The sequence below is a fragment of the Paraburkholderia hiiakae genome (genome assembly GCF_904848665.1).
Classification (GTDB): domain Bacteria; phylum Pseudomonadota; class Gammaproteobacteria; order Burkholderiales; family Burkholderiaceae; genus Paraburkholderia; species Paraburkholderia hiiakae.
The window spans coordinates 1-23085 of the sequence record NZ_CAJHCQ010000010.1 but is presented as its reverse complement, the minus strand read 5'-3'; the positions used below and the strand labels follow the sequence as shown (position 1 = coordinate 23085).

Annotated in this window: 15 protein-coding genes; 3 read left to right on the top strand and 12 right to left on the bottom strand. The window is 60.7% G+C overall.

The window, feature by feature from the left end; translation table 11 throughout:
• Positions 1-176 precede the first annotated feature (176 nt).
• Positions 177-1061 carry a LysR family transcriptional regulator gene (locus JMY28_RS19580; RefSeq protein ID WP_201697568.1) on the bottom strand — a complete coding sequence of 295 codons (885 nt, stop codon included), beginning with the start codon at positions 1059-1061 and terminating at the stop codon, positions 177-179.
• 151 nt (positions 1062-1212) lie between these two features.
• Between JMY28_RS19580 and JMY28_RS19575 the strand changes: the two genes are divergently transcribed.
• A complete protein-coding gene (locus tag JMY28_RS19575; protein WP_201697567.1) occupies positions 1213-2244 on the top strand; it encodes an NAD(P)H-quinone oxidoreductase in 1032 nt (343 codons plus the stop codon).
• A 174-nt stretch (positions 2245-2418) separates the two neighbouring features.
• Here the strand turns inward: JMY28_RS19575 and arsB are convergent, their stop codons facing one another.
• Genes arsB through JMY28_RS19555 form a run of 4 tightly spaced genes read right to left on the bottom strand, consistent with a single transcriptional unit; the run spans position 2419 to position 4852 of the window.
• The gene (gene arsB, locus JMY28_RS19570) at positions 2419-3489 is read right to left on the bottom strand and encodes an ACR3 family arsenite efflux transporter (protein WP_201697566.1); all 1071 of its coding nucleotides are present in this window, start codon (positions 3487-3489) and stop codon (positions 2419-2421) included.
• Positions 3490-3511: 22 nt separating this feature from the next.
• Entirely contained in the window at positions 3512-4006 is a 495-nt protein-coding gene (locus JMY28_RS19565; RefSeq protein WP_201697565.1) for an arsenate reductase ArsC, read from the bottom strand.
• Between the two features lie 33 nt (positions 4007-4039).
• Positions 4040-4516 carry an ArsI/CadI family heavy metal resistance metalloenzyme gene (locus JMY28_RS19560; RefSeq protein ID WP_201697564.1) on the bottom strand — a complete coding sequence of 159 codons (477 nt, stop codon included), beginning with the start codon at positions 4514-4516 and terminating at the stop codon, positions 4040-4042.
• 12 nt (positions 4517-4528) lie between these two features.
• Positions 4529-4852: an ArsR/SmtB family transcription factor gene (locus JMY28_RS19555; RefSeq protein WP_201697563.1), complete on the bottom strand. Its 324-nt coding sequence runs from the start codon at positions 4850-4852 to the stop codon at positions 4529-4531.
• 403 nt (positions 4853-5255) lie between these two features.
• Between JMY28_RS19555 and JMY28_RS19550 the strand changes: the two genes are divergently transcribed.
• On the top strand, positions 5256-5573 hold the full coding sequence (locus tag JMY28_RS19550) for a hypothetical protein (protein WP_201697562.1): 318 nt from the start codon (positions 5256-5258) through the stop codon (positions 5571-5573).
• On the opposite strand, the gene JMY28_RS19545 is transcribed toward JMY28_RS19550, so the two are convergent.
• From JMY28_RS19545 to JMY28_RS19515, 7 genes are all read right to left on the bottom strand, one after another.
• Positions 5570-7297 (bottom strand): ShlB/FhaC/HecB family hemolysin secretion/activation protein, encoded by a 1728-nt coding sequence (locus JMY28_RS19545; RefSeq protein ID WP_201697561.1) that lies wholly within the window; start codon positions 7295-7297, stop codon positions 5570-5572. The genes JMY28_RS19550 and JMY28_RS19545 overlap by 4 nt on opposite strands.
• Before the next feature lie 12 nt (positions 7298-7309).
• Entirely contained in the window at positions 7310-7537 is a 228-nt protein-coding gene (locus tag JMY28_RS19540) for a hypothetical protein (RefSeq protein WP_201697560.1), read from the bottom strand.
• Between the two features lie 600 nt (positions 7538-8137).
• Positions 8138-9319, bottom strand: a complete 1182-nt coding sequence (locus tag JMY28_RS19535; RefSeq protein WP_201697559.1) for a hemolysin — start codon at positions 9317-9319, stop codon at positions 8138-8140.
• A 226-nt stretch (positions 9320-9545) separates the two neighbouring features.
• Positions 9546-19328 carry a two-partner secretion domain-containing protein gene (locus tag JMY28_RS19530; RefSeq protein WP_201697558.1) on the bottom strand — a complete coding sequence of 3261 codons (9783 nt, stop codon included), beginning with the start codon at positions 19326-19328 and terminating at the stop codon, positions 9546-9548.
• A 298-nt stretch (positions 19329-19626) separates the two neighbouring features.
• A complete protein-coding gene (locus JMY28_RS19525) occupies positions 19627-20070 on the bottom strand; it encodes a hypothetical protein (protein WP_201697557.1) in 444 nt (147 codons plus the stop codon).
• A gap of 217 nt (positions 20071-20287) precedes the next feature.
• On the bottom strand, positions 20288-21049 hold the full coding sequence (locus JMY28_RS19520) for a helix-turn-helix domain-containing protein (RefSeq protein WP_201697556.1): 762 nt from the start codon (positions 21047-21049) through the stop codon (positions 20288-20290).
• A 600-nt stretch (positions 21050-21649) separates the two neighbouring features.
• Entirely contained in the window at positions 21650-22033 is a 384-nt protein-coding gene (locus JMY28_RS19515) for a hypothetical protein (protein WP_201697555.1), read from the bottom strand.
• A 264-nt stretch (positions 22034-22297) separates the two neighbouring features.
• Between JMY28_RS19515 and JMY28_RS19510 the strand changes: the two genes are divergently transcribed.
• Positions 22298-22972 (top strand): hypothetical protein, encoded by a 675-nt coding sequence (locus tag JMY28_RS19510; RefSeq protein ID WP_201697554.1) that lies wholly within the window; start codon positions 22298-22300, stop codon positions 22970-22972.
• The last annotated feature ends 113 nt before the right edge of the window (positions 22973-23085 follow it).

Here is a 23085-nt window from a genome sequence, read left to right as displayed (position 1 = left end):
GAACATGACGAATCCAAACGTTCTGAAGTGGCTCTCGTCGCAACGACGAGCGGCGCGTACATCAGCGTAGCTCAGTCCGTGGTGACTTGCACTGACCCTGGACCTCGTGCCTGCCGCCCTCGTGAAAGCGCTTTTCCGCGAGGGCGGCGCATCAGTCGTCGCTACGCCGTGCGTGCCTATTTTGCGTGGATCGTGTGTTCCTCGAACGCGGCGACGATGTGCTCAATCATCGCAGTGATGCGCGCGGTATGCCGAAGGTCTTGATGCGTGATGAGCCAGATTTCGTAGACAGCCCCACGTGCGGGTTCCGGCCATATCTGCACCAGTCCGTCATGTTCGGCCAGATGTATCGGAAGCTCGCCGATGCCGATGCCGGCCTTTACCGCGCTGCGCAGCATGAGACTGGTATTGAAGGTCGATACGATGCGCCCCGCGTGGATCGGTTCGCCAGCCAGTGTCGGTGATCGATTACCCGTCCAGTTTCCCTGATAGACGACAAGATCGTGACCCGCGAATGCGGAGCCAGTAGCGGGCTTGCCGTGCTGCTCGATGTAGGCATTCGAGGCAAAGAGCGCCATCGGCCATCGGGCGAGGCGCCTTGCGACGAGATCGGGGTTATCCGGCCGCACCGAGCGCACCGCGATATCAGCTTCACGCTTTGCCAGATTGAGCATGCGCGTCGACGTGTCCAGCAGCACGCGCACTTCGGGGTGCACCGCGTGCAACCGTTCGATAGCGGGAAGCAGGAATTCCAGCGCGATAGAGTCAGTGCTGGTCACTCTCACGTCTCCCGCAAGCCGCGTATCGGTGCCTTGAGTTCGTCTGACGAGTTCGTGCGCGGCGTGTTCCATTTTTTCCGCCGATTTCAGCGCGGCCTCGCCGGCCGTGGTCAACGCATATCCCTCCGAGGTGCGCAGGAAGAGCGTAGCGCGCAGCGCGTGCTCGAGTGCCGCGATTCGTCTGCCGACCGTCGCCTGATCGAGATTGAGCGTTCTCGCCGCCCCACGGAGCGTTTTTTCGCGTTCCACCGCAAGAAACACGCGCGCGTCGTCCCAGTTCATCGCCCTAGCCTCCTGATGCAAATTTGCATCCCGCGATGCGAATAATGCTGCGCGAATTCATCAATGTCGAGGCCTATACTGATTTCAGAAGTTGCTCGTTCGCTGGTCCGCCCGGATCAAACGAGCCTCATCCATAGAAGGGGTGGTATCCATGTCTGCTTCAACTTTTCGCGTACCGTCGTCGATGACGGCCATCGAGATCAAACAGCCCGGCGGCCCTGAGGTCCTTGTGCCAACTACGCGCCCGGTGCCGGTGCCGGCCGGCGACGAGGTTCTGATTCGCATCCATGCAGCAGCCGTCAATGGTCCGGACGTGTTCCAGCGCAAGGGGTTGTATGATCCGCCCCCCGGCGCCTCGGACATTCCGGGGCTTGAAGTGTCGGGTCAAGTGGTTGCCGTTGGCCCAGACGTGACTGAATTCCGCCTCGGTGAACTGGTATGTGCACTGATTCCCGGCGGCGGCTATGCCGAGTACGCAGTCGCGCACGCCTGCAATACCATGCGTATCCCCAAGGGCCTGACGCTGGTGGAAGCGGGGGCCATGCCGGAGACGTTTATGACGGTATGGCTGAACCTGTTCCAGCGCGGCAAGCTGACTGCCGGCGAATCGGTGTTGATCCACGGCGGCGCGTCAGGTATCGGTACGACGGCGACCATGTTGGCGAAGGCGTTTGGCGCGACGAAAATCATCACGACCGTGGGCTCGCAAGCGCATGGTGAGGCCAGCCTCGCGCTCGGCGCGGATGTCGCGATTGACTACCGCGAAAACGATTTCGTCGCCGAAACGAAGCGGTCCACGGATGAACGAGGCGTCGATGTGATCCTCGACATCATTGCCGGAGACTACGTGGGCAGAAACTATGAAGCGGCTGCCATGGACGGCCGCATCGTCCAGGTGGGCGTGATCAAGGGGCCGGCGAAAGATCTCAACCTCGTGCCGATGTTGACTAAACGTCTGACGCATATGGGCTCGACATTGCGCTCGCGCACGGCTGCGGACAAAGCCACCATCATCGACGAGCTGGAGCGGCACGTCTGGCCGCTCATCGAGAGCGGCAAAATCAAGCCGGTCGTCTACAAGACCTTCGCGCTCGCCGATGCTCGCGGCGCGCATGAGCTGATCGATTCCGGCACGCACTTTGGAAAGATCGTCCTCACGACAGGCGCCGACCTCATTGATTGAAGCCTTGATGACCGGGGAAGCGGTGGTGCAACCCCACCACTGTCTTCCCCGCCAGGCTCGTCAGGGCGTCTTGCGGACGTGCGTCCGGTAAAGCTCGTTGACGCGCGTGAGGTGGGCGCGTAACGCCGCTTCGGCGGCGGCGTCGTCATGGGCCGCGATGGCATCGACAATACTTCAGGCGCACTCGTACCAGTTCTTCGATCGGTTGACGATGCGCACGACGAGCAGCATGACCGGCACCTCGATCAGCACGCCCACGACGGTCGCGAGCGCGGCGCCCGAGTGGAAACCGAACAGGCCGATTGCCGTGGCGACGGCCAGTTCGAAGAAGTTCGACGCGCCGATCAGTGCGGACGGGCAGGCAATGCTGTGCTTTTCGCCGACCGCGCGATTGAGCCCGTACGCCAGCGCCGAATTGAAGAACACCTGGATCAGGATCGGCACAGCAAGCAGCACGATGACGAGCGGCTGCTTCAGGATGGCCTCGCCCTGAAACGCGAACAGCAGCACCAGCGTCGCGAGCAGCGCGGTGATCGACCAGGGACCGATCTTCGCCATGACGGCATCGAAGGCCGCCTGCCCTTTGCTGAGCAGCACCTTGCGCAGGATCTGCGCGAGGATTACCGGAATGACGATGTAAAGCACGACCGAGGTGAACAGTGTTGCCCACGGCACCGTGATCGCCGAGATGCCGAGCAGCAGGCCGACGAGCGGCGCAAACGCGACGATCATGATGCTGTCGTTCAGGGCCACCTGCGAGAGCGTGAAAAGTGGATCGCCGCCGGTGAGCCGGCTCCAGACAAAGACCATCGCCGTGCAGGGGGCCGCGGCAAGCAGGATCAGACCAGCGACATAACTGTCGAGTTGCCCGGCAGGCAGCATCGGCGCGAACAGGTGCTTGATGAAGAGCCATGCCAGAAGCGCCATGGTGAACGGCTTGACCAGCCAGTTCACGATGAGCGTGACGCCAATGCCCCTGACGTGCTGACGTACTTCATGCAGCGCGCCGAAATCGACCTTGACCAGCATCGGGATGATCATCACCCAGATCAGCAGGCCGACCGGCAGATTGACGTGCGCATATTCCATCCGGCCGATCGTCTGGAAAACGCCAGGCAGCACCTGGCCGAGCAGGATGCCCGCGGCAATGCACAGCGCGACCCAGACGGTCAGATAACGCTCGAAGAAACTGATGGCCGGCTTCGAAGCGGTCTTGCGCGAAGCGGCGACGTTGGCAGTGTTCATGGGACAACTCGATGGAGCGGGGTCAGCTTTGCAGGATGTCGTTGAGTGCCTGCTGAAGCGCGGCATTGCCCAGACGGTCCAGAGGAAGTTCGAGCAACTGCAACATGCGATAGCCGATGGCCTGGCGTGTGAGCTCGAACGCCTGGCGCCTGCCTTCATCGCCGCCCGGTGCATTCGACGGATCGGCATAGCCCCAGTGGACCTTGACGGGGCTACCCGGCCAGAACGGGCACGCTTCAGCGGCCGCGCTATCGCACACTGTGATGACGATACGCATCTGCGGCGCGCCGTCCTGCGCGAACTCGTCCCAGCTCTTGCTGCGATAGCCGTGTGTATCGATACCCGCACTCGTCAATGCTTCGAGCGCGAACGGATTGATGCGGCCGCTCGGAGCGCTGCCTGCGCTGAACGCACGCACGTCCTTGCCGAGTTTGCGCGCCCAGTGGTTCAGCATCCCCTCAGAGAGCACGCTGCGCGCGGAATTGTGTGTGCAGAGAATGAGTACATTCGTGGTCATGGCAGTGATCGCCCGATTGCTTGCAATGCTCTTTCAGCAGCAGGCCGAACCTGCCGGTTTTACGGGGACACCGACAGGCGTGCCACGCGGGCCGCAGCACGCCGGCGCGCTTGACAGCGGCTCGCCTTGGCGACTCTCGCCGTAGACCACGGCGCTGCCGAGGCTATGGAAGTGCTCCCAGGCGATCCCCTGCGGATCGACGATCCAGTGCTTGTCGCTGCGCGCATAGCAGCACGTCGTTTCCCCCTGGTCAACGAGGGCCATGTCCGCGGCTTGCGCACGCTGAGCGAGTTCAGCGAGTTCGGCCGTGTCGTCGACCTGAAACCCCAAGTGGTCCACGCCGGCTTTCGTGCCGCGCGTCGAGATCGCGAAGTTCACGCGGGGATCGTCCAGCATCCATTTCGCGTAATCGGTCTCGACGCGCGTAGGCTCTGCACCGAACAACTTCGAATAGAAGGCGACACTGGCTGTTATGTCGTCAACATGGACGTGGATGTGAAACCGCTTCATCAAGGTTCTCCGTCAGCATTGGCACGAATCGGCGCCCGGCGCGAGACAAGCCTGCCCCTGGCAGCAGTTCTCGGTCAGAAAGCCGAGGACCGCGTTCATTTGTTCATAGGCTGCCCGATAGATCAGGCTGCGCCCTTCGCGCTCCTGCGTGACCAACCCGGCGTGCATCAACTCCTTCAGGTGAAAGGAGAGCGTCGCGTTGGGAATATCGAGCTGCGTCGCGATGACGCCCGGCGTCAGTCCGGCCGGGCCGGCCACCACCAGCATCCGGAACACGCGCAAGCGCAGTTCGTGGGCGAGCGCCCCAAGGGCGCGGCCAATGTCTTTCTCTTCCATATTTCCAATATATTCGAAACAATGGATCGATGCAAGCGCGCTCTCATATCCCGGGTCTGTGCGCCGCCGATCAGGCCGACGCGCATCGGCGGCGCGCGGGCATAGATTGGACGTTGTCGCCTTCACGCCGGAGAAGACGCCGGCAAGGGGCCTGTCACTACCCGCAAGGGTGGGCGGCTGCCTTTGTTCGTCCAGCGATTTTTGCCAATGGGCGGGCCTTGGCAGGGAGACCTTCGGGTCTGCCGGTTTGGTTCTACACCGGTTCGCCAACCCTGTCATGTGCCCGCTCACCATCTCCCCCTGGTTGTTGCGGGCTCCCTTTGACAGTGGAGGACGCAGCACCGTGAAACCCCAACGAAGTAAACACCGGAACGCCAGGGCCGACCGTTACGCCGAACTCGCAATGTCCACGCTCAAGCGTTGCGACGTTTCCATCGCGCAGTTTCGCGCGGTCTCACTTCTCGCCGCGAACATTCTTCGCAATCCCGCTATCACAGTCGAAGACCGCGCCAATGAGCGGACTGCGCTGCTGCTCCTGCTGGACACAGCGGAGAACTACACCGCCGACAACGAGGCATGGCGCGAGCTTGTCGAAGCGGTCGCGCGCGACGCGCGACGCCTGCCGGATGTCAGCCTGAGCGCCGATGAGGCGTTCAAGCTGATGGACGAAGCCCCGACCACACTGCGCCGCTCCTACATTCCGCAAGGACAGCCAGCCTAGAACGCCGCCGTCAACTGGAACCCGACGGTCCATCGCGCGGTCGGGAATCCCTCCGGTTTGTAGATCGGCGTCCCTGCGAACAGGTCGTAGGACACGCCGACAAACTTCGCCGGCAAGCCGCCGCGAATGCCAATCACCGCGCCCGCCAGTTGCGTACCCACCAGTGCCACAGTGTTCGGTCCGAACACTCGCCCGTAGTCGATCCCTGCATACAGCGTCTGTCCCGTCTGGAAGACCGGCCATTGCAGTTCGTTGCGCCAGTAAAATCCTTTCTCTGCTGCGAGCATCGTTTCGCCGTCGAAGCCGCGCACCGTGTAGCGGCTGCCGATGGTCAAGTCGTCGATGTAGAACAGCGTGTCGTTCGTGAACTGGCCGTGTACGGTTCCGACATAGGCGAACTGCTGTCCTGCCACCGCAAACGGAACCGACAGGTTCGCGTCGAGTATCGCCATATGGAAACGGTACGTCGGGCCGTCAGGATACGGGTCCGCCGTCGCGCCGAATCCACCGATGCCCTGGCGGTAGGCGAGTGTCCCGTCGAACTGCGCCGCGCCGAAGTATTGGCGGTCCGTCGCGCCCAATTCCAGAAACGTGTTGTTGCGCGCCTGGGTCGGAATGGTCGTGTCGTCGATGAAGCTCTCGCCAAAGCGCTTCGATAGCTGGACATAGCCGCCGAGCACGTCGTTCTGGCTACGCGAGATAACGCGCGCGATGCGCAGCGCCGCGGTCTGCGAATTGCCGCTTGAGACGAAGGTCTGGTTCACGCCAGCGATGTTCTGGTAGTACGTGTTGGTGTTGCCGGAGAGCGTAGCGGTCCAGTACCCCCACGGCACGGAATACGAGCCGTTGAAGCCGTGCGAACCAAGTGCCTTGTTCCCGAATGACAGGTCTTGATTCGCGCCGAGCGAGAGGATGTCGTTCAGACCGAGCGGATTGTTCAGGCCAAGGCTGACGTTGCCTTGCCACTTGCCCGTCGACTCCGTACCCGAGTTATCGACCGATGCGACGAAGGTCCAGGGTTTCGAGCGCTTGACCGTGAGGACAACGTCACTTTCGCCCGGTACGTCAGTCGGCCGGATTTCCATATTCACGTCCTGACTGCTGACGCGCTTCATCTGCTCGAGCCCTTGCTCAAGGTCTCGAAGGTTCAGCACGTCGCCGCTACTCGTCGGGTAGGCGGTCTTCCATGTGCCCCACATTGACGGGTCCGCGAAGGCAATATTGCGCACGATACCAGGCACGAGTGCTAGTGTAAGCGTTCCGCCCGTCAGGTCTTGCGGCTGTACGAGCACGCGCGTGGTGACATAGCCACGGCTCAATATCGCCTGTTGCAGACCCTTCGTGAGCACGTCGATACCTTCCTTGCCGACGCATTGCCCCTTATAGTGGTCGAGCCATTCGCGCGCGAATGCAAACGGGTCTTGCGGCAACGCTGACGCGCCTTTCTTCTGCGTCGCGCCCTGCAGGGATTCAAGCACCTTTAGCGAAAACGTGTCGATGCGAAAGCACGGCGACTCATCCGGTAGTGCGGGATACGCTTCGATCTTCGGCAGGTCGGAGCGCACGACAGGCGCCGATACCGCCGCCTCACGCTGCTGAGCGTCGCGCCGTTGCTGCTGGTTTTGCTCGGTTTCTATGCCGCCGAGGCTTTGCGCCGGCACATTGGGCGCGAGAGTGACCAGGGCTGTCAGCGGCAGAGCCGCCAGCCTCTTTCGAATTTTCATGATGTTCCAGGGTTACAGCTCGTGTGTATTGCCGTCTTTGTCAGAGAGAGCGGCCATTGAAAATAGCGGGCTCACGATCACAGAGACACCGCAGAGCACGGCCGGACTGCTTTCGGAGCCGCGAGCGAATTCGTCCACGTGCGCGGGATGCAGGATGAGCGCAACGGGCTTACGCTCGCGCTCGTATTTCTTGATGCCGTGCTCGATAAGCGGCCAGATGCCGCAAGCCAGCTGGGTCATATCAGAACGGTCCAATATCGAGAATCCGTATCTCGTTGCCGAAACGCCCTCTGGATTACAACGTCGACATCGTCGCCTTCGCGAACTCGGTCATATTTCCAAGGAACCGGTGAGAAGTGCAAAGAGTGATTCTCGACAACTATTTCGAGTGCGTTCTTTGCCGGCACCGTGACATATGCTTTTCCTTGCCACTCACGGTGTTCGGGTATCATCCATTTCCGCGTGACGCACGCCTTGACCCTCTGCTGCTTCGTTCCAGAGAAAAGGGAAAGGCGTCGCAAAGATGCAATGACTAAGAGAAGTACGATGCACGTAGTTATTGCAAATAGCGCGCCGCTCACCTCTTGTCCTCGTCGTCCTTCGTCTCGTAGCTTTTGCGCGCTTTCTTGTAGCTGTTGTCGAAGGGTTTTATATGCAGCAATTTTGCTCGACTTGTCATGCCTCCTACAACGGCAATAGCGAATCCCGAAAGCACCAAAACTCTCGCCCACAAGATCGGGGGCCTGCATTTGACAGCAAAAACCACGAACGCTATACCGACAACGATTAGTGTCAAGCAAAACCACGCAGTAAAATTTCCGTCTTCAATGAATTTAATTTTCATTTCTTTCCGCTAGTGTTCTTTGTGTCAATTGTTGCATTTAAAGCGTCTTGACTCGAAGTTGTAATCCCACTCTCATTGACTTGATTTGTAAGTTCATTAATAAAGGGAGAAAACGCAGGCGCCGCAGACGAAGAAAAGTTTGCCAAAACGCCGTTAATTCCGTTAACAATATACTGTCCAGCATTCGGTTTGGCCAATTGCCCGACCGCATCTGCCGCTATCCCTATGACCGTTCCTGCATATGCAATGCCGTCGCAAACGACAGAACAAGGCGTTATTGCCCCGCCCGCTGCCGCAAGTGACGATATCCGTCCGGCGTTAGTCGATATCATCGAAGTGGCGTCTGACGTTGTATTGCGGACATAGTTCGCATCCGATTGGTCGAACCTGGTAAACGGCCCGGTGATGTTCGTCGAGCCGCTTCCCGTCTGTTGATACGTGAACTGGCTCGGCACCTGATTCGCCGAAGCGCTGTTGTAGTTCGAGAGTATGTATGACTGCAACGCCGGATCGGCCTGCGCGGTCACTTGCGTCAGGATCGGCTGACCATTCGCCGTTGTGCCGCCCGATATCCACTTCGCGCCGGCATCCGTCGGCGCCTGACCAATCAGCGTCGTCGGTGCGCCGGACTCGTTCGTGCCGTTGTCGCTGACGCCCATGATACGCATCTGGTCCTCGATTTGCGCTTGCGTATACTTGCCGCCGCTCTTGTCGGCGAGTTGCTTCGCGAGCGTCTTTTCTTCGGAGTGCAACTGGCGGTTGTACCGGTCCACGTCCGAACTAGAAAATGCGCCCGCGCCACCCGCGGCCGCACCCGCGCCAGTCGCGATGACGTTCGCCACGATGTTGCCGAGCGCCTGGTTCACGTTCGCGTCACCGGTCGGGTTCGACGCCGCGATTGAGTCGCTGAGCTTGTTCAGGTTGCCGCCCATCTTGGAGCCGATGGCCGCACCTGCCGCGCCTTCGACGGCACTTGCCACGCCGCCACCCAGACCGGCGACCACCGCCGCGCCTGCCGCCTGCATTGCCGCGCGTTTGTTTCCGCCTTCCGCCCATTCGGGGTCGCCTGTTGCCTTTTCCTGTGCGCTCGCGTAATCGCCGATGCGCTGCGCAACCGCCTGACCCGCAGCCTGTGACGCCAGGTTCCACAGGACAATTGAATCTGATCCATGAAACAAAGCCCCTGTCACCTGTTCTTAAAGAAGGAAACCGTTGCGAACACCCAGAAAACAACGGCTAACAGAGTTCCTTGTTTCAGTACGAACCAAACATCGCCCATTCCCCAAGGCCAATGTCCACCATAGAGCAACGTCACGAAGAGAATGACTACAACCCGTATCAAGGCGACACCAACTATCGCTATCAAAAACAACTTTAGGTACGTCGCAAGCAGCTTGAACATGGTCATTTGATGAGTTTGGACTTGACGTTATTTATTACCGCAGTGCCAGTTTCCGATCCAATTGCACCGCCAAAGCCAGAACCGATAACAGGCAAATTGTTCGGTGAGAATAGGTTTGTGCCGGTCTGTCCGGACCAAACGCCCGTACCGGCCCAGTTATAGCCAGTTGCGGCTTGCTGCCCGATTTTGCTGATAACGGACTGTGCGGCGAGCCCTACGCCATATCCGATTCCAGCCGCCATCCCATTGACCAATGAACCGGTCACTACGCTGTCCTGCTTCCCATACACCTTGTTGTTGGTATATGTGTCCGCGGCGCCCGACACCAGATTAATCATGACGTTCCCAAAAGCCTGATAGTACGTTCCAGCCCACCCCGAGGCAGCCGCGAATCCGACGTCGACGGGATTGATTGATCCGTTCTGAATATACTGCGACGTTGCGTTCACACCGGCAGTCATCGCGCCTATTCCCGCACGCGATGCCAGAGAAGACGAACCAAGCAGGCCGTCTGCACTGAAGATCGGCGTGCCGGATATCGACGCAAGACCAGCAGCGATTTCGGGCGCGAGCCCCGCGGTCGCCAGACCGGCCGCAATCGCAAGACCTGCCTTCGGATTTGCTGTTGAACCCGGTAGAGCCTTCTGTTCAGGCGACAACGAATGATCGGCATTACCGTAAAGGAACGGGTTGTTGTACTCGGCCGACGTCGCACGGAACATACCGCCCGCGTTCTGGCTGATGAACTGGACAGCCGTCGTGTCACCCCCGGGTCCCTTGCTTGCCGCCGCGTCGACGAGGCGGTAGCCATTGGCGAGAAGCATCTGTTGCGCCTGGTCGGCTGTGATGCTCTGGCCGGTCTGGTCCTTGAAGAACTGCGCAAACTCGCTCGCGTTGTCCTTGGCCCATTGGCGCTCGTCAGGGTGGAGTTGCCTGTTGTAGCGGTCGACGTCCGAACTGGAGAACGCACCCGCGCCGCCCGCAGCCGCACCCGCGCCGGTCGCGATGACGTTCGCGACGATGTTGCCGAGCGCCTGGTTGATGTCTGCGTCGCCGGTCGGGTTCGATGCGGCAATCGAATTGCTCAGTCCGTTAAGCGAACCCGCCATCTTCGAGCCGATAGCTCCGCCGGCTGCACCTTCGACAGCACTCGCCACGCCGCCGCCAAGGCCCGTAACCACCGCCGCGCCGGCCGCCTGCATTGCCGCGCGCTTGTTTCCGCCTTCGGCCCACTCAGGATCGCCTGTTGCCTTCTCCCGTGCATTCGCGTAGTCGCCGATGCGCTGCGCAACTGCTTGACCGGCAGCCTGTGCAGCGTTCATCCGGTCAGCCTGCTGGTTAAGCAGTGCATTCACATCCGGCGTGTTCGCGACCTTGCCGTTCGTGTCCGTCGTATCGCGGCTCAGACCTGCAATGTCCTGTGTCTGGTGCGCCGTATCCGTGACCTCAATCGTGCCAGCACTGATCGCGCTGCGCGTTGTCCCGCTCTGGTCGCCGCTGTCGTTCTGCGGAAGCATCGGCGACACGCCGCCGCCATTGCTGACCGAACCGGGGCCGACTGATTTGCCCGTATTCCCGACACCCACGCCCGCGCTGATGCCGTTGCTGTTAGCGTCGTAGTGTGACTGGTTCTGGATATCGCTGTAGGTGAGCGTGCCCGTTGTCAGGCTGTTCTTCGACGCGTCCGCGGTGCTCGCAATGACCGCCCCGGTCAGACCCGTATTGCCCTTGACGTTGACGTTGAATCCACCGTCGCCCGCGTAGATTCCGGCCTGTTCGTTCACGCCGGCATAGTTCGAATCCGCATGGCCGTTCTGCGCGCTGAAGCTTGCGCTGCCGCCGCCCTGGCTGATCGTGAAGCCGCCGCCCGCGCTACTTTGATGCGCGGCGCTGTTCGTCACGTCCTGCACGCTCGCAATATTCAGGTTGCCGCCCACATCGGCCGCAATCTGTTTGCCACTGATCTGCGATCCTGTGATGTTCGTATCGCCGCCCGAAATGACCGTAACACTGTTCGCTCCCGTGACGTGTGACGCGTTCTGGATCGACGCATCGCTGTTCGCGTCGCCATGTGCATTCGCCATTGCCGCAGAGACGCCAAAGCCGCCGCCAAGCGTGTATTGAACGCCAATGCTCGCGCTGCTGGAACTGTTCGAACTGCGCGTCGAATCGGCGTCCGTTGTATTGATGACGTTGACCTTGTCCTTGGCGGCGAGCACGACATCATTTGCGTTCACGTTCGAGCCGGCAATAGTCAGGTCGCCATTCGTCGCGACAAACGCCGCTGTACCGCCTGCCGACACACTCGAACCGCGCTGCGTCGCCTGATCCTCCGACGACTGGCTTTCGCTCTTGCTCGAACCGATGCTTACCTTGACGCCGATGTCAGGCTTGCCACCACTGGCCGCGGTCATCGCGCCACCCGCAGCCGTAAAGGCGTCGCTCGCCGCCGCAATGCCATGCAGTGCTGCCGCGCGGCTGTCGCCATTGCCCGCCGAGTTCTTTGCGGCCTGAGACTCCGAATACGCGTTGTTGATCGCGTCGCCCACCGATCCCGCTAGACCAATCGCCAGACCGCTGCTGCTCGTTTTCTGCGTCTGTGCCTGATGCGATGTATCGGTTGCCGCGTCGACAATCACATTCGCTGCCGCGCCCATTATGTTCTGGCCGGCGACAAGATCGCTGCCGGTAACGTGCAGGGTGTTACCTGCCTGGATCGACAGGTTTCCGTTCAGCGAACCGACCGTACTCGCGTTGTTCGTCACACTCGATTCCTGGTCGGTCGTCGCGAGCTTGTTCGTACCGACCGTCACGTTCAGGCCACTCGTCCCGAGGCCCGTATTCTTCTCCTGGTACGTGCCCGACGATTGCACGGCGTTCTGGGTCGTCGTGATGTTCACGTCATGCGCGGCACTGAGCGCGACGTCGTTCGTGCCGACGATGGTACTGCCCGCAACGTTGATGTCCTTGCCGCCTGCGATCTGTACGGAATCGGCCGAAACCACGCTGCCCTGTGAGAACGTTGCCGTGGTATCGCGCGAACTCTGTACTTCCTTGCCGCTCACCACATTGCTGTGGCTGTGCTGCTCCTGCGAGTTGTCGACATGCGTTTCCGTCGCCGCGCCGATGTTGACGTCGCCCGTTGCCGCGAGCGTGGCCGTGCCCTTGTCCAGCAAAATCGCGCTGCCCGTGACGTTGATGTCCTTGCCCGATGCAACGGTCAGGGAATTGCCGGCGTTGAGTGTCGTCGCGGTCAGCGTATCGTCGGATGTGTGCTTCGACTCCGAATAGCTGCCGTGACTGTCGCTGCCCGAACTGTTGCTATCGACAGTAGAAGTTGCCTTCGCGGCCTGAAGCGTCACGTTGCCGTTTGCTGCGACCACGCCGCCTCCGCCAAGATTGATGCTGGCGCCTGTCGCAGTCAGGTCGCCGCCCACGCCGATAGCCGACACACCGCCGACATTGATCGAGCTTCCCGTCGTACTGTTGACGTTCGTATTCGACACGCCGTTCGCGCGCTCGACGACCTTGTGCTCGCCGGTCTGCACCGAGCCGATATCGTAGTTGCCGCCCACTGCCACACCGAGATTGCCGCCCACGTTCAGGTTGCCAGCGTTCTGCTCGAAGTTGCCGCCCGTGACAATGGCCGCATTGCCTGCAACGTTCAGGCTCGCGACAGGGCCGAGCGTGGTCGTGGTGCGCGTGGCGCCCGTCGCGCTGACCTGGTCAACGGTCTTCACTGCCGTATTCAGAAGCAGGTCGCCGCCCGCGTTCAGTGCGAGACTGCCGGCGTTCACCTTCGCCGAAGTCAGGTCGATATTACCGGTGGTGTTCAGCGACATCAGCCCGCCGCTTTGCAGCGCACCGAACGCGTTGTTGATCTGCTGCCCCTGGATCGACATCGTATTGCCTGCCTGCACGGTGCCGCTGTTGGTGAAGGTCTGCGCATTCTGGATGTCGATATCGGTCGCGGCGATTAGCGGACCGTTCATGTTCTGCTGGCTCGCCTTCGCGAGATAGACGACCGGCACGAGCACCGACTGACCATTCACCACTTCCGTCTGCATGATGATGACGTTGCTCGTCAGTTGCGCCACCTGTTCAGGCGGCAGGCTCATGCCGAGCGGCAGGTTCAGCGACTGCGAGAGCGAAGCGCCTGCTGCAAGCAGGGACTGGTACATCGATTGCGTGTCGGTGTACGGGCCAAGTACCGCCTTGCCGGTCAACGACGTTATCTGGTTGCGTACAAGCTGCTGCTCGTAGAAGCCATCGCCGAGACGCTTTTCCGTGGTCTGCGGATTCAGGCCAAGCTGCTGAAGGTAGTAGTCACTCGAAATGAACGTCTTCTGGTTCGTGAAAGCCGGGTTCGTTTCGATCAGGTACGTAGCGCCTGGTGCGCTCGCTGGACTGAACAGACCACCTTGAGGAACTGTCAGGTTTTGCAGCACGGTCTGCGCGGTTGCGTTCGCGATGACCGGATTGACCATACTCGCGCCGCCACTGACCGAAGTCGCGCCGGCCTTGGTACCCGCTGCGTTGCCGCTGACCGACGAGGCGGCTCCCGCATTCGCCCCCGCGTTGCCACTGATTCCGCCGATGGTCACGCCGGATAGCGCCTGACCGGGCGCGAGACTGAGCGACGGAATGCCGGCGTTACCCGCCGTGTTGTCGATGTTGATGCCCGCACCCGAAAGGGTGCCGCCTGCGACGAAAGTCGATTCGTAGCTTGGGAGCGCGTAGGTGCGGATGTCAGCCGGTGCGGCCTGCGTATAGCCGCCCGGATGGTTGGTGACGAATCCCGCATCGCCAAAAGGCAACTGCCAGTTGTGTTCGGAGTTGTCGTAGTTGTCGTAGTGATACTGGCCCGAGTACGTGACCTGCACGCCAGGCGCAAGTTGACCCTGCCAGCTATTCTGGTCGAGCGTAACGGGTGCGGCAATGTTGCCGACGGCCGCGACCGCGCTCCAGTCGTTCTGGAACAGGCCGACATTCGACGCGTCGAGGTTGCCGCCCGCAATGATCTGCGACTGCGGGCTGATGCCCGTCACGAGGTTGGCAAGCGCCACGCCCGTATAGGTCGTGTACTGGTATGTGCTGTTCCACTGTCCACCATGCGGCGGATCGGTCGGCACGCCCCCGATCATCGATGGGTCGCCCTTCGAACCCAGGACCTGCGGATGACCTGGATCGCACGCCTGCATGTAGGTTGCGGTACATCCCGAGAGGCTGATGCCAAGCTGGTCGATCAGCGCCGGATCGACCGCTTCCATGTAGGCGCCGTCAGTCGTCATGACGCGCCGCGTGTTCGTCACCTGGCCGGCGTGGAGTTCCATGTCTCCCGCCGATTCGATCAACCCGGACTGGTTGCGTATCAGGCTCGCGTTGGTGTAGTTACCGCTCGCATCCTTGCCGCCCGCAAGGACGGCTTTTCCAAGTCCGTAGATTGCTGTCGTCGCCTGTGTATCGGTTGCAGTGGTATCGTCGCGGTTTTCGATATCGTTCGCGAGCAGTTCGAGCGAACCGTTGCTGTCCGTTGCGCCAATGAGCGCGGTCGGCCCGACATTCGTAATGGATTGCGTGGCGTTAAGCGATACGCTGCCGCCGACAATCGCGCCGGTATTCTCCAGTGTGTTCGAGTTCGTCGTGAGTGTGCCGCCTGCCATCATCACACCGCTGTTGGCGATATCCCCCGCGTTGATGCCGAGGTTGTTCACTGCCTCCAGAGTCGCGCCGTTGCTGAATGTACCCGGCAGGGTAAAGGTGAGATCGTGACCCGCGGCGAACTGCAAATCCGGCGTTGGCGCGAAATCACCCTGAACGCTGACTGCGACATCATTTGCCGCGCTGAACGCGCCGCCGCCCGTGAGCGCCGCTGCGTTGACGGCCAGGTTATGTGTCGCGCCGATTTGCCCGTTCGTGTTCGTGAGCGCGCCGGTCGTCGTGATTGCGACATCGCCGGTCGAACCGGTCAGGCTGCCGATCTGGCCACCGCTGTTGTCGACGGTATCCGCCTGCACCGAGACGTTCGCGCCGCTTATCTGGCCGTTCTGCGTATTGACGAGCGCCGAGGTATCGACGTTGACGTTGCCGTTGCCCGTCATCACGCCGCCGCTATTGGTCGACTGGCTGCCGCCGTGGATGGTCGTGCCGCCTGTGCCGAGGTTGCCGACGAGACCGTTCGTGTTGTCGATTGCGCCGGCCTGAATGTTGAGCGTGCTCGTATCGCCCGCGGCCCCCGTGCCGGACTGTATCTGCCCGTTCGTGTTCGTCAGCGTGCCGCCCGTCGTCAAAGACTCCGACGAAAGCGAGCGGATAGCGCCCTGTGTATTGTTGGTGTCACCCGCGACGTTTGCTGTGATATCGCCCTGTGCGGCGAGCACCCCGTTCGCATTGTTGAGGCTCGCGGCCTGGGCGACGAGCTTGCCCGCGGTGATGACCTGACCGCCCGCGTTCGAAATCGCACCCGCGCCATTGCCCGGTGCAAGGGTCAGCGTGCCTGTCCCGGCGTGGAGAATCTTGCCGCCGTCGTTGTCGAGCGCTCCCGGCGCGAGTGTGAAATCCGCGCTGTTTGTTTGCAGCGTGCCGCCCGCGGAATTGTCGAACGTGCCGCTGACGTTGAGGCCCATCGTTGGCGTGCCGTACTGCGTGATCGTGCCGCCGTGGTTCAGCAGGTCCGTTGCTTTCAGAGCAAGCTGGTTTGCCTCAATGTCGCCGCCGCTGTTGTCGAACGTCCTGCCGGTCGTCACAGAGAGGTTAGGCGCGACAATCGAACCGCCGTTGTTCGTCAGCGATGACGCCTGCACCGTCGCGCTCGATGCCGCGCCGATCTGGCCGCCGTTGTTGTTGTTCAGCGTGCCGCTCGTGATGTGAAGGTTCGCATTCGAAAGCAGCTTGCCGTTCGTATTGTTCAGCGCACCGCCGAGCGTTGCCGCGATGCCGGTCTGGCCGATGACCGAGCCCGCTGTGTTGTTGAGTGTTCCGGCCTGGATCGCCGCGTTGCCATTGGTCGCAATCGTGCCGCCGACATTGGACACGACTCCGGTGCCGTTACCCGCGTTGATCGTGAGCGTACCTTTGCCGGCGTGCGTAATCGTGCCGCCATCGGTGTCGAGCGTGGCCGGTGCAATCGTCAGGTCCGTGCTGTTCGTTTGCAGCGTGCCGCCCGCCGAATTGTCGAATGTGCCGCTGACGTTGAAGCCCATCGTCGGTGTGCCGTACTGCGCAATCGTGCCGCCGTGGTTCAGCACGTTTTGCGCAGCCAGTGCAATCTGGTTTGCTTCGATGTCGCCGCCGCTGTTGTCCAGCGTCGTACCGGTCAATGTGAGGTTCGGCGCGACAATTGACCCGCCGTTATTCGTCATGGAGCCGGTATGGATCGACGCGCTGGCGCCTCCGCCGATCTGGCCGCCGTTGTTATCCAGCGTGCCGCTCGTGATACCAAGGTCGGTATTTGAAAGAAGCTTGCCGTTCGTGTTGTTCAGCGCACCGCCGACTGTCGCCGCGATGCCGGTCTGGCCGACGACGGAGCCCGCCGAGTTGTTGAGTGTTCCGGCCTGGATCGCCGCCTTCCCATTGGTGGCAATCGTGCCGCCGACGTTCGAGAGAGCGCCCGCACCGTTACCCGCGTTGATCGTGAGCGTGCCTGTACCGGCGTGCGTAATCGTGCCGCCGTCGTTGTCCAGCGCGGCCGGCGCAATCGTCAGGTCCGTGCTGTTGGTTTGCAGCGTGCCGCCCGCGGAATTGTCGAGCGTGCCGGCCACGTCGAGCGTCGTCGAGCCGGTTCCGGTTTGCGTAATGCTGCCGGCGTGGTTGACGAGGTTTGCCGCGTGCAGCGTGAACTGGTTGGCGGTGGCTGTGCCGTGACTGTTGTCGAACGTCGCTGCCGAGAGTGCGAGCGCGCCGGCCGCTGTGACCTGGCTGGCGTTCGTGAACGTCGAACCGGCTGCGAGTGTCATGTTCGCGTTGGCCGCGAACGTGCCGCTGTTGAACAGGGTCTGTACCGCAGTCGCAATCAGGCTCTGGACTGCCGTGATGGAGCCGGCGTTCGCAATCTGTCCGGCCTGCAAGGTGACGTTGCCGTTACCGCCGATGCTGCCGCCCGCGCCGTTGTTGAGCAGACCGCTCGTCGATAGGGTCACGCCGTCAGCGTTCAGCGATACGACATGACCGCCCGTATTGTCGAGCGAGCCAGACGCAGCAGAGAGCGCACCGTTCGCCTGCATCGTGCCGTTCTGGTTGTTCGTCGCGCCTGTGACGTTCTCGGTCAGTGCGCCGCCCGAAACCATCTGGCCGCTGCGATTCGAGAGTGCGCCCGCTGTGACGGTCTGCGTGCCGCCCGAGGACATCGCGCCGTTGTCGTTCGTGAGCGTGCCGCTCGCTCGCGCTTCAAGGGTGCTGCCTGCGGTCGTGGTCGCGCCGGTCAGGTTCAGGTCGCCGCCGTTCGCCGCGAGCGCCACAGCGCCGTTTGCTGACGTGGTGCTGCCCGCGAGGTTGACCGCCGCGCCGCCGATGGCCGCATTGCCACCCGCCACATTGCGGGCGGTCGCCGTGACCGCGCCCGAAGCGTTCACGTTCAGGTCGCCGGAATGCGCCAGTGAGCCGTCGCCGTTCACGCCCGACGCGAGCGTACCGGACGAATTCACCGCGCCCGCGCTGACGGTCGTGTTCTGCTGCGCGGCAACCATGCCGCTGTTGGACAGCGCGCCGGACGTGTTCAGGTTGACGTTCTGTTGCGCGTAGGTCGTGCCGCTGTTCTCGATGCCGTCGCGCGCGCTCGCGCTGATATTGCCGCTTGCGTTCTGCGTGCCCGCAAGCACAAGTTGGCCGTTGGACTGAAGTACGAGGTCACCGGCATTCGCTGCCACAACACCCTTCAGGGAAACACCTACGCCTGCTTCGGTACCGACGAGTACGATGCGATTCCCGTACATGCCGCCGAGATTGCTCACGTCAATTGACACGCCAGGCGCAGGGCCGTCGCCAGCAATGGGTGTTGCGTTCAGCGTGTCATGATCGATACTGCTCGCGCCCGTGACGACGTTCAGGTTCTTCCCGGCATAGATAGCCGCATTCGCCTGTACTGCGCGTGCAAGCAGATCAACCTGATCGACGTTGGACGCGTTCAGGCCCGCGCCGTTGACGGTGATGTTGCCGCCCGTGACGTTGAAACCTGAGATAGAGCCGTCCGCTGCATAGTTGGGCGTGCCAGTCGTCAGAATGCCCCGGCTCGTATTGATAAAGCCGCCGCCATTCACCGAAATGCCCGAGGGGTTCGCAATGATGACTTCCGCGCGATTGCCCGCTGTTTCGAGAAACCCGTTGAACTGCGACGGGTTTGCGCTGTTGACCTGGTTGACGATGACCTTCGCCGACTGGCCCGCCGCGAAGTTCGGGTTGCCGTTAATCATGCCGGCCTGCTGCGTCTGAACCATCGTGGGCGAGTTGTTCAGAATCGCGCCTTTCGACTGCACGTCGAAGCGGTTGTAGGTATTGACCGACACGCCCGCGCCGGAAGGCCGGTTGATGTTGACCTGATCGAGTCCGTTCGGAGTCTGGATGACGTTCGGCGCGTGCGCGCCGCCCGCGACGATTTGCGCGAACGAAAGCATTGGCGCAAGTGCGAGCAGTGCGGCAGGCAGCAGGCGGCGCAGCGACAGATAAACCGAACGCGAAGCGCGCGAGGCGGCGCGTGTCTCGCCCGCGTTGCCGGAAGCGGTGGCCGTTTCCTCAACGGCGACGAGCATGTTGCGCGAACGACTATAGACGAGCCGGTAACAGCGATTCATCGATCCAACCCCGCAAAAAATAATTCTTCGATTCTTGCGGAGTGCTGGAGATTTATCCGTTAAGCATTGTCAAAGCGTCGATACTTTCAGAATTGTCCTAAATGGATTCATTCGGAATGCATAATGCTGTCGTGTCTAGCTAACACAGGAGAAAAAAAGCCCGAGTGCGCGGGCTTGAAAGTAGCAATGTCCACAGGCCCGAGAAAAGACCTGTTTCATACTGTGGCTACACGGTACGTTGTCGAGTGTAGGGGACCGCTTTAGTTCTTCTCTATCCGATTAGTCCGAAAAGGCGCTGTTATCTGCGCTCCGCATGACTGTCGAGAAACGCATTGACGATGGCCAACAGACCCGAGAGCAAGTCCGGGGCATCACGATCTACTTCAAACACTCTCTCCACAATGGCGCGCGCTTCGTCCGTTGCGGATTCGTACCATCCCGCGAACACCTTCACGCCACCGTTGACCGATCTCGCTTCAACAAGCGCGAGTCGGTTCACCTCACTTAGCGCCAGGTCCGTCAGATCGTTTTTCAGCAGAACCTGCGGCGGAATGCCGAACACCTCTGCAATTGGCAGAAGCAGGTCGGAATGGCGCGAAGACCGGCGTTCAAGCTGATAAATCTGTTGCCCGATACGAGCGCGCTCTTTGGTAGTCGCTTCCGGCGCCAGCCGATGCAACATGTCCCTGCGCGACCATCCGAACAGTTGCCGGACGTGCCGAACGTTATCGCCGAAACTCATAGTGCAGCCCTCAGAAATGAAGACGCCCGCAAGAGCGGGCGCTAGAGTTAAATTTGGTCGACGGCGAGCACAGCTTCAGATATCAGGTGAATCACTTACTCCTTTTGGTTAGCGAGTCGTCTTGTTCTTTTGTAGCGACTGACTCATGACGGCTCGCGCAGCACCTGGAGTGTTCCTAAAACATTCCGGGCGGTAAAGCGCCTCCCTGATTTCTGCCTTACGCTGCACTGGCTACTTGCACCCCGTTCGTTGCGAGGTGAGTCATTGCCACCGGCCGGACCTTGTGGGGCTCGACAACGAGTCCTTCAGGTCTGCGAAGCTGGTCAAGCGTGCAACGAAAAATCTCGCCAAACTTCTTCAGCGTTTTGTCGCTCATGCGGTCGCGTTCGACCATCTCGTGCAACAACGCGACGGATGTCCCAAAGCAGTCCGCAAGCTGTTTGTCAGTCAAACGCCGATAGATGCGCCACGCCGTGACGGGTGATTTACCCGACCGGATATGGTCGAGAACCGTGTCCGGGTAATCCGTGTCAATCGGCGCCGTCTTTACAGATTCTTCTTTCTCGCAGTCTTTTTTAATTTCCTGTTCATTCGCGTTAGAAATGGCTGTCAATTGCTCGATTGAACAATCGAAAACGGTCGCAAAACGCCTTAGCGTCTCTTTACCCGGCTTGTTATATCCCTGCTCATGCCAGATAACCGTCTTTTCGGAAAGGCTGACTAATTCCGCTGTATCACGTGTTTCATAACGACGGTAATCTCGCCATGCGCGCAGGAAGTAGGTTCCGCCCGCTATGGAGGCGGCAACCTCGTTGGGGATCTGGGCACACGCGCGGGGAAAAGGTGTGCCGTATGTAGCGGTTCTGGCTGGTTTGACTGTCAGATGCAGGCGCCAAGGGGTGTCATTGGCGGGCTCGCCGGGTGGCGAAGCATCGCTTTCGGCCGGTGTCTCGACAGGTACGGCCGGTGCGCTAAACAAGGCTTCGAGCTGTTCCCGGCTTCGGAATGACTTGCCGCCGCGCGTATTGGGAACCGGCTGAATCGCAATCGCGGTGTCGGGTGTATTGTTTGCTGACGGCTCACCGGGGCTGCCCGGTTGACCGCCTCCTCAATCTGTCGTGTCTGCGCGGCAAGCGCGGCCTGCCGGCATTCGATGAGCATCGAGAACATGGCGTAAGGGATGTCCGCACGAAGCTTGTTCCCCTTGTGGTCTGTTAGAAAACGGTAATCGGAAAAATCGAGACCGTAGGACATGAATGCGTCTCCCTCGGATTAACACGGCGATTAACTGTTATACCCACGTCTATTAGCGTTCAGCCCTGTAGACAGGTGTTTATTGTTTTGCCCCTCCAAATGCGAAGTCAACATTAGAGGATTCAGGAAAGCCGCGCAAGAGCGAGTTTTAGTGGGCCGTTACGTATATAAACTATTGTCTATGTCCATAAATTGACTTTTGAATTGCCGGGATTTGCCGCTCTTTTCTCGCAGAAATATTGAAATACCCGGAAAGCCCTGTCAGACGGGGCTTTCGCCGATGTCAGGTCAGATGAAATGGATATGGGTCGATATCGCCCACAAGTCATACCGCAGTAGATAGGGACTTTCCCTGGCGCCTGCGCTGCGTGGCGCGCGCGATGATGCCGGCCGCGGCGTCTTCCTCGTCATAGTCAAACAGGCCGAAGGCCGATCGCTGCATGGGAGCGCGCGGCGAAACCCTTTGCCTTTCAGCCGCGACGCGCTCCGCTGCCTCGTTCAATGGACCCGCACCAGCCGACAGCCGTTCGAACCGGCCGCGGCGCGCCGCGCGTAGCGCCTGCGTCAGCAGACCGTCTAGCCGCTCGGTCTCCCGACGCGCGCGGATGACTTCAAGAATCAGTCGCCTGATGTTTTCGTCTTGCCGATGCTGCGCGTACCAGTCGCGCAGTTCGGCGAGCGTGGGCGGGTCGAATGGGGGAAGGGACATAGCTCTGACGGACACTGTGATTTTGCACAGTACACGCGAGCGGGGGAATCTCCAACTGAAGAGAACAACGGTCGAGGCGCATTGACCTCAGTATGATGAAGCGGCGCGAGTAACGGGGGACGTACGAAAAAGCTCGAGATAGCCGACTTCGTCATCCGACTGCTGACGCTCGTGACCGTCGTGGGCGGTGGCGCATGGGCCTAGTATCAGTACAAGGAAAGCGGCGCGACCGACTGGCAAAACAACATCACGCTCAAGACCGACGTGCTGCCATATCACGATAATCTGCGGCTGCTGGTTGTGCATGTGGAATCGAAAAATCCACGCCCAAACAAGCTCGAACTTCGGAGCGACCATCACGATTCGTTCGAACTGCGCGTGCGGCGGCTCTCGCCGAACGCGACGGAGGGGAAGGTATTCAAGGAGGACGAAGGCGACCTTATTGCGCGCTCCGACCTTCTGGCGCTTGCCGACGGCGACTACGAATTTCTACCAGCGGCGGAAATGGACGACATGCAGGTTGTAGTCGTCAAGGAAGATACCTGGGTCTCGATCTTTGCCGACATGAAGATCAACAACAGCCCGCCCGACGCGAAGGGCAAACCCGACTACGACGAGAACGCAGTGTCTGCGGTCGTCTACATACCGAAAGCTGAGGGACAGACGAACCACCGGAAAGCCGCGCAGCGCGACGGGCCTGGCCGCGCGGCTAGGTCAGGCGTCAGCGCACCAGCAGGGGCACGCCAGGGCTCGCGCCCCGTGGGCGCCGCCCCCGGGGCGCGATGGAATGCAGGAACACCAGATGTCTCTTATTGCCAATATCCTACCCCCGCAACCAAAGCCCAGTCAGGCTTTCTGCGATTCCAGACGTTTTGGGCAATCTCATCTTTTCCCGACTTTGGGCAACAGGTGGGCAAATCCCGCGCGAATCCGGCATGATTGTGAGGTTCCCCCGGTTTTTCGCCTTCCAGAGGTCACGGGTTATGCAGCCGCATCCCTTGTCCGCTGAGCCACAAGCCAGTCTTGCATGAACTGGGTTGGCGACATGAAAC

Bases quoted from the DNA above. Each gene is read 5' to 3' on its own strand.
- JMY28_RS19580 (WP_201697568.1), bottom strand. From the start codon at position 1,061: ATGAACTGGGACGACGCGCGCGTGTTTCTTGCGGTGGAACGCGAAAAA.
- JMY28_RS19575 (WP_201697567.1), top strand. From the start codon at position 1,213: ATGTCTGCTTCAACTTTTCGCGTACCGTCGTCGATGACGGCCATCGAG.
- arsB (WP_201697566.1), bottom strand. From the start codon at position 3,489: ATGAACACTGCCAACGTCGCCGCTTCGCGCAAGACCGCTTCGAAGCCG.
- JMY28_RS19565 (WP_201697565.1), bottom strand. From the start codon at position 4,006: ATGACCACGAATGTACTCATTCTCTGCACACACAATTCCGCGCGCAGC.
- JMY28_RS19560 (WP_201697564.1), bottom strand. From the start codon at position 4,516: ATGAAGCGGTTTCACATCCACGTCCATGTTGACGACATAACAGCCAGT.
- JMY28_RS19555 (WP_201697563.1), bottom strand. From the start codon at position 4,852: ATGGAAGAGAAAGACATTGGCCGCGCCCTTGGGGCGCTCGCCCACGAA.
- JMY28_RS19550 (WP_201697562.1), top strand. From the start codon at position 5,256: ATGTCCACGCTCAAGCGTTGCGACGTTTCCATCGCGCAGTTTCGCGCG.
- JMY28_RS19545 (WP_201697561.1), bottom strand. From the start codon at position 7,297: ATGAAAATTCGAAAGAGGCTGGCGGCTCTGCCGCTGACAGCCCTGGTC.
- JMY28_RS19540 (WP_201697560.1), bottom strand. From the start codon at position 7,537: ATGACCCAGCTGGCTTGCGGCATCTGGCCGCTTATCGAGCACGGCATC.
- JMY28_RS19530 (WP_201697558.1), bottom strand. From the start codon at position 19,328: ATGAATCGCTGTTACCGGCTCGTCTATAGTCGTTCGCGCAACATGCTC.
- JMY28_RS19525 (WP_201697557.1), bottom strand. From the start codon at position 20,070: ATGAGTTTCGGCGATAACGTTCGGCACGTCCGGCAACTGTTCGGATGG.
- JMY28_RS19515 (WP_201697555.1), bottom strand. From the start codon at position 22,033: ATGTCCCTTCCCCCATTCGACCCGCCCACGCTCGCCGAACTGCGCGAC.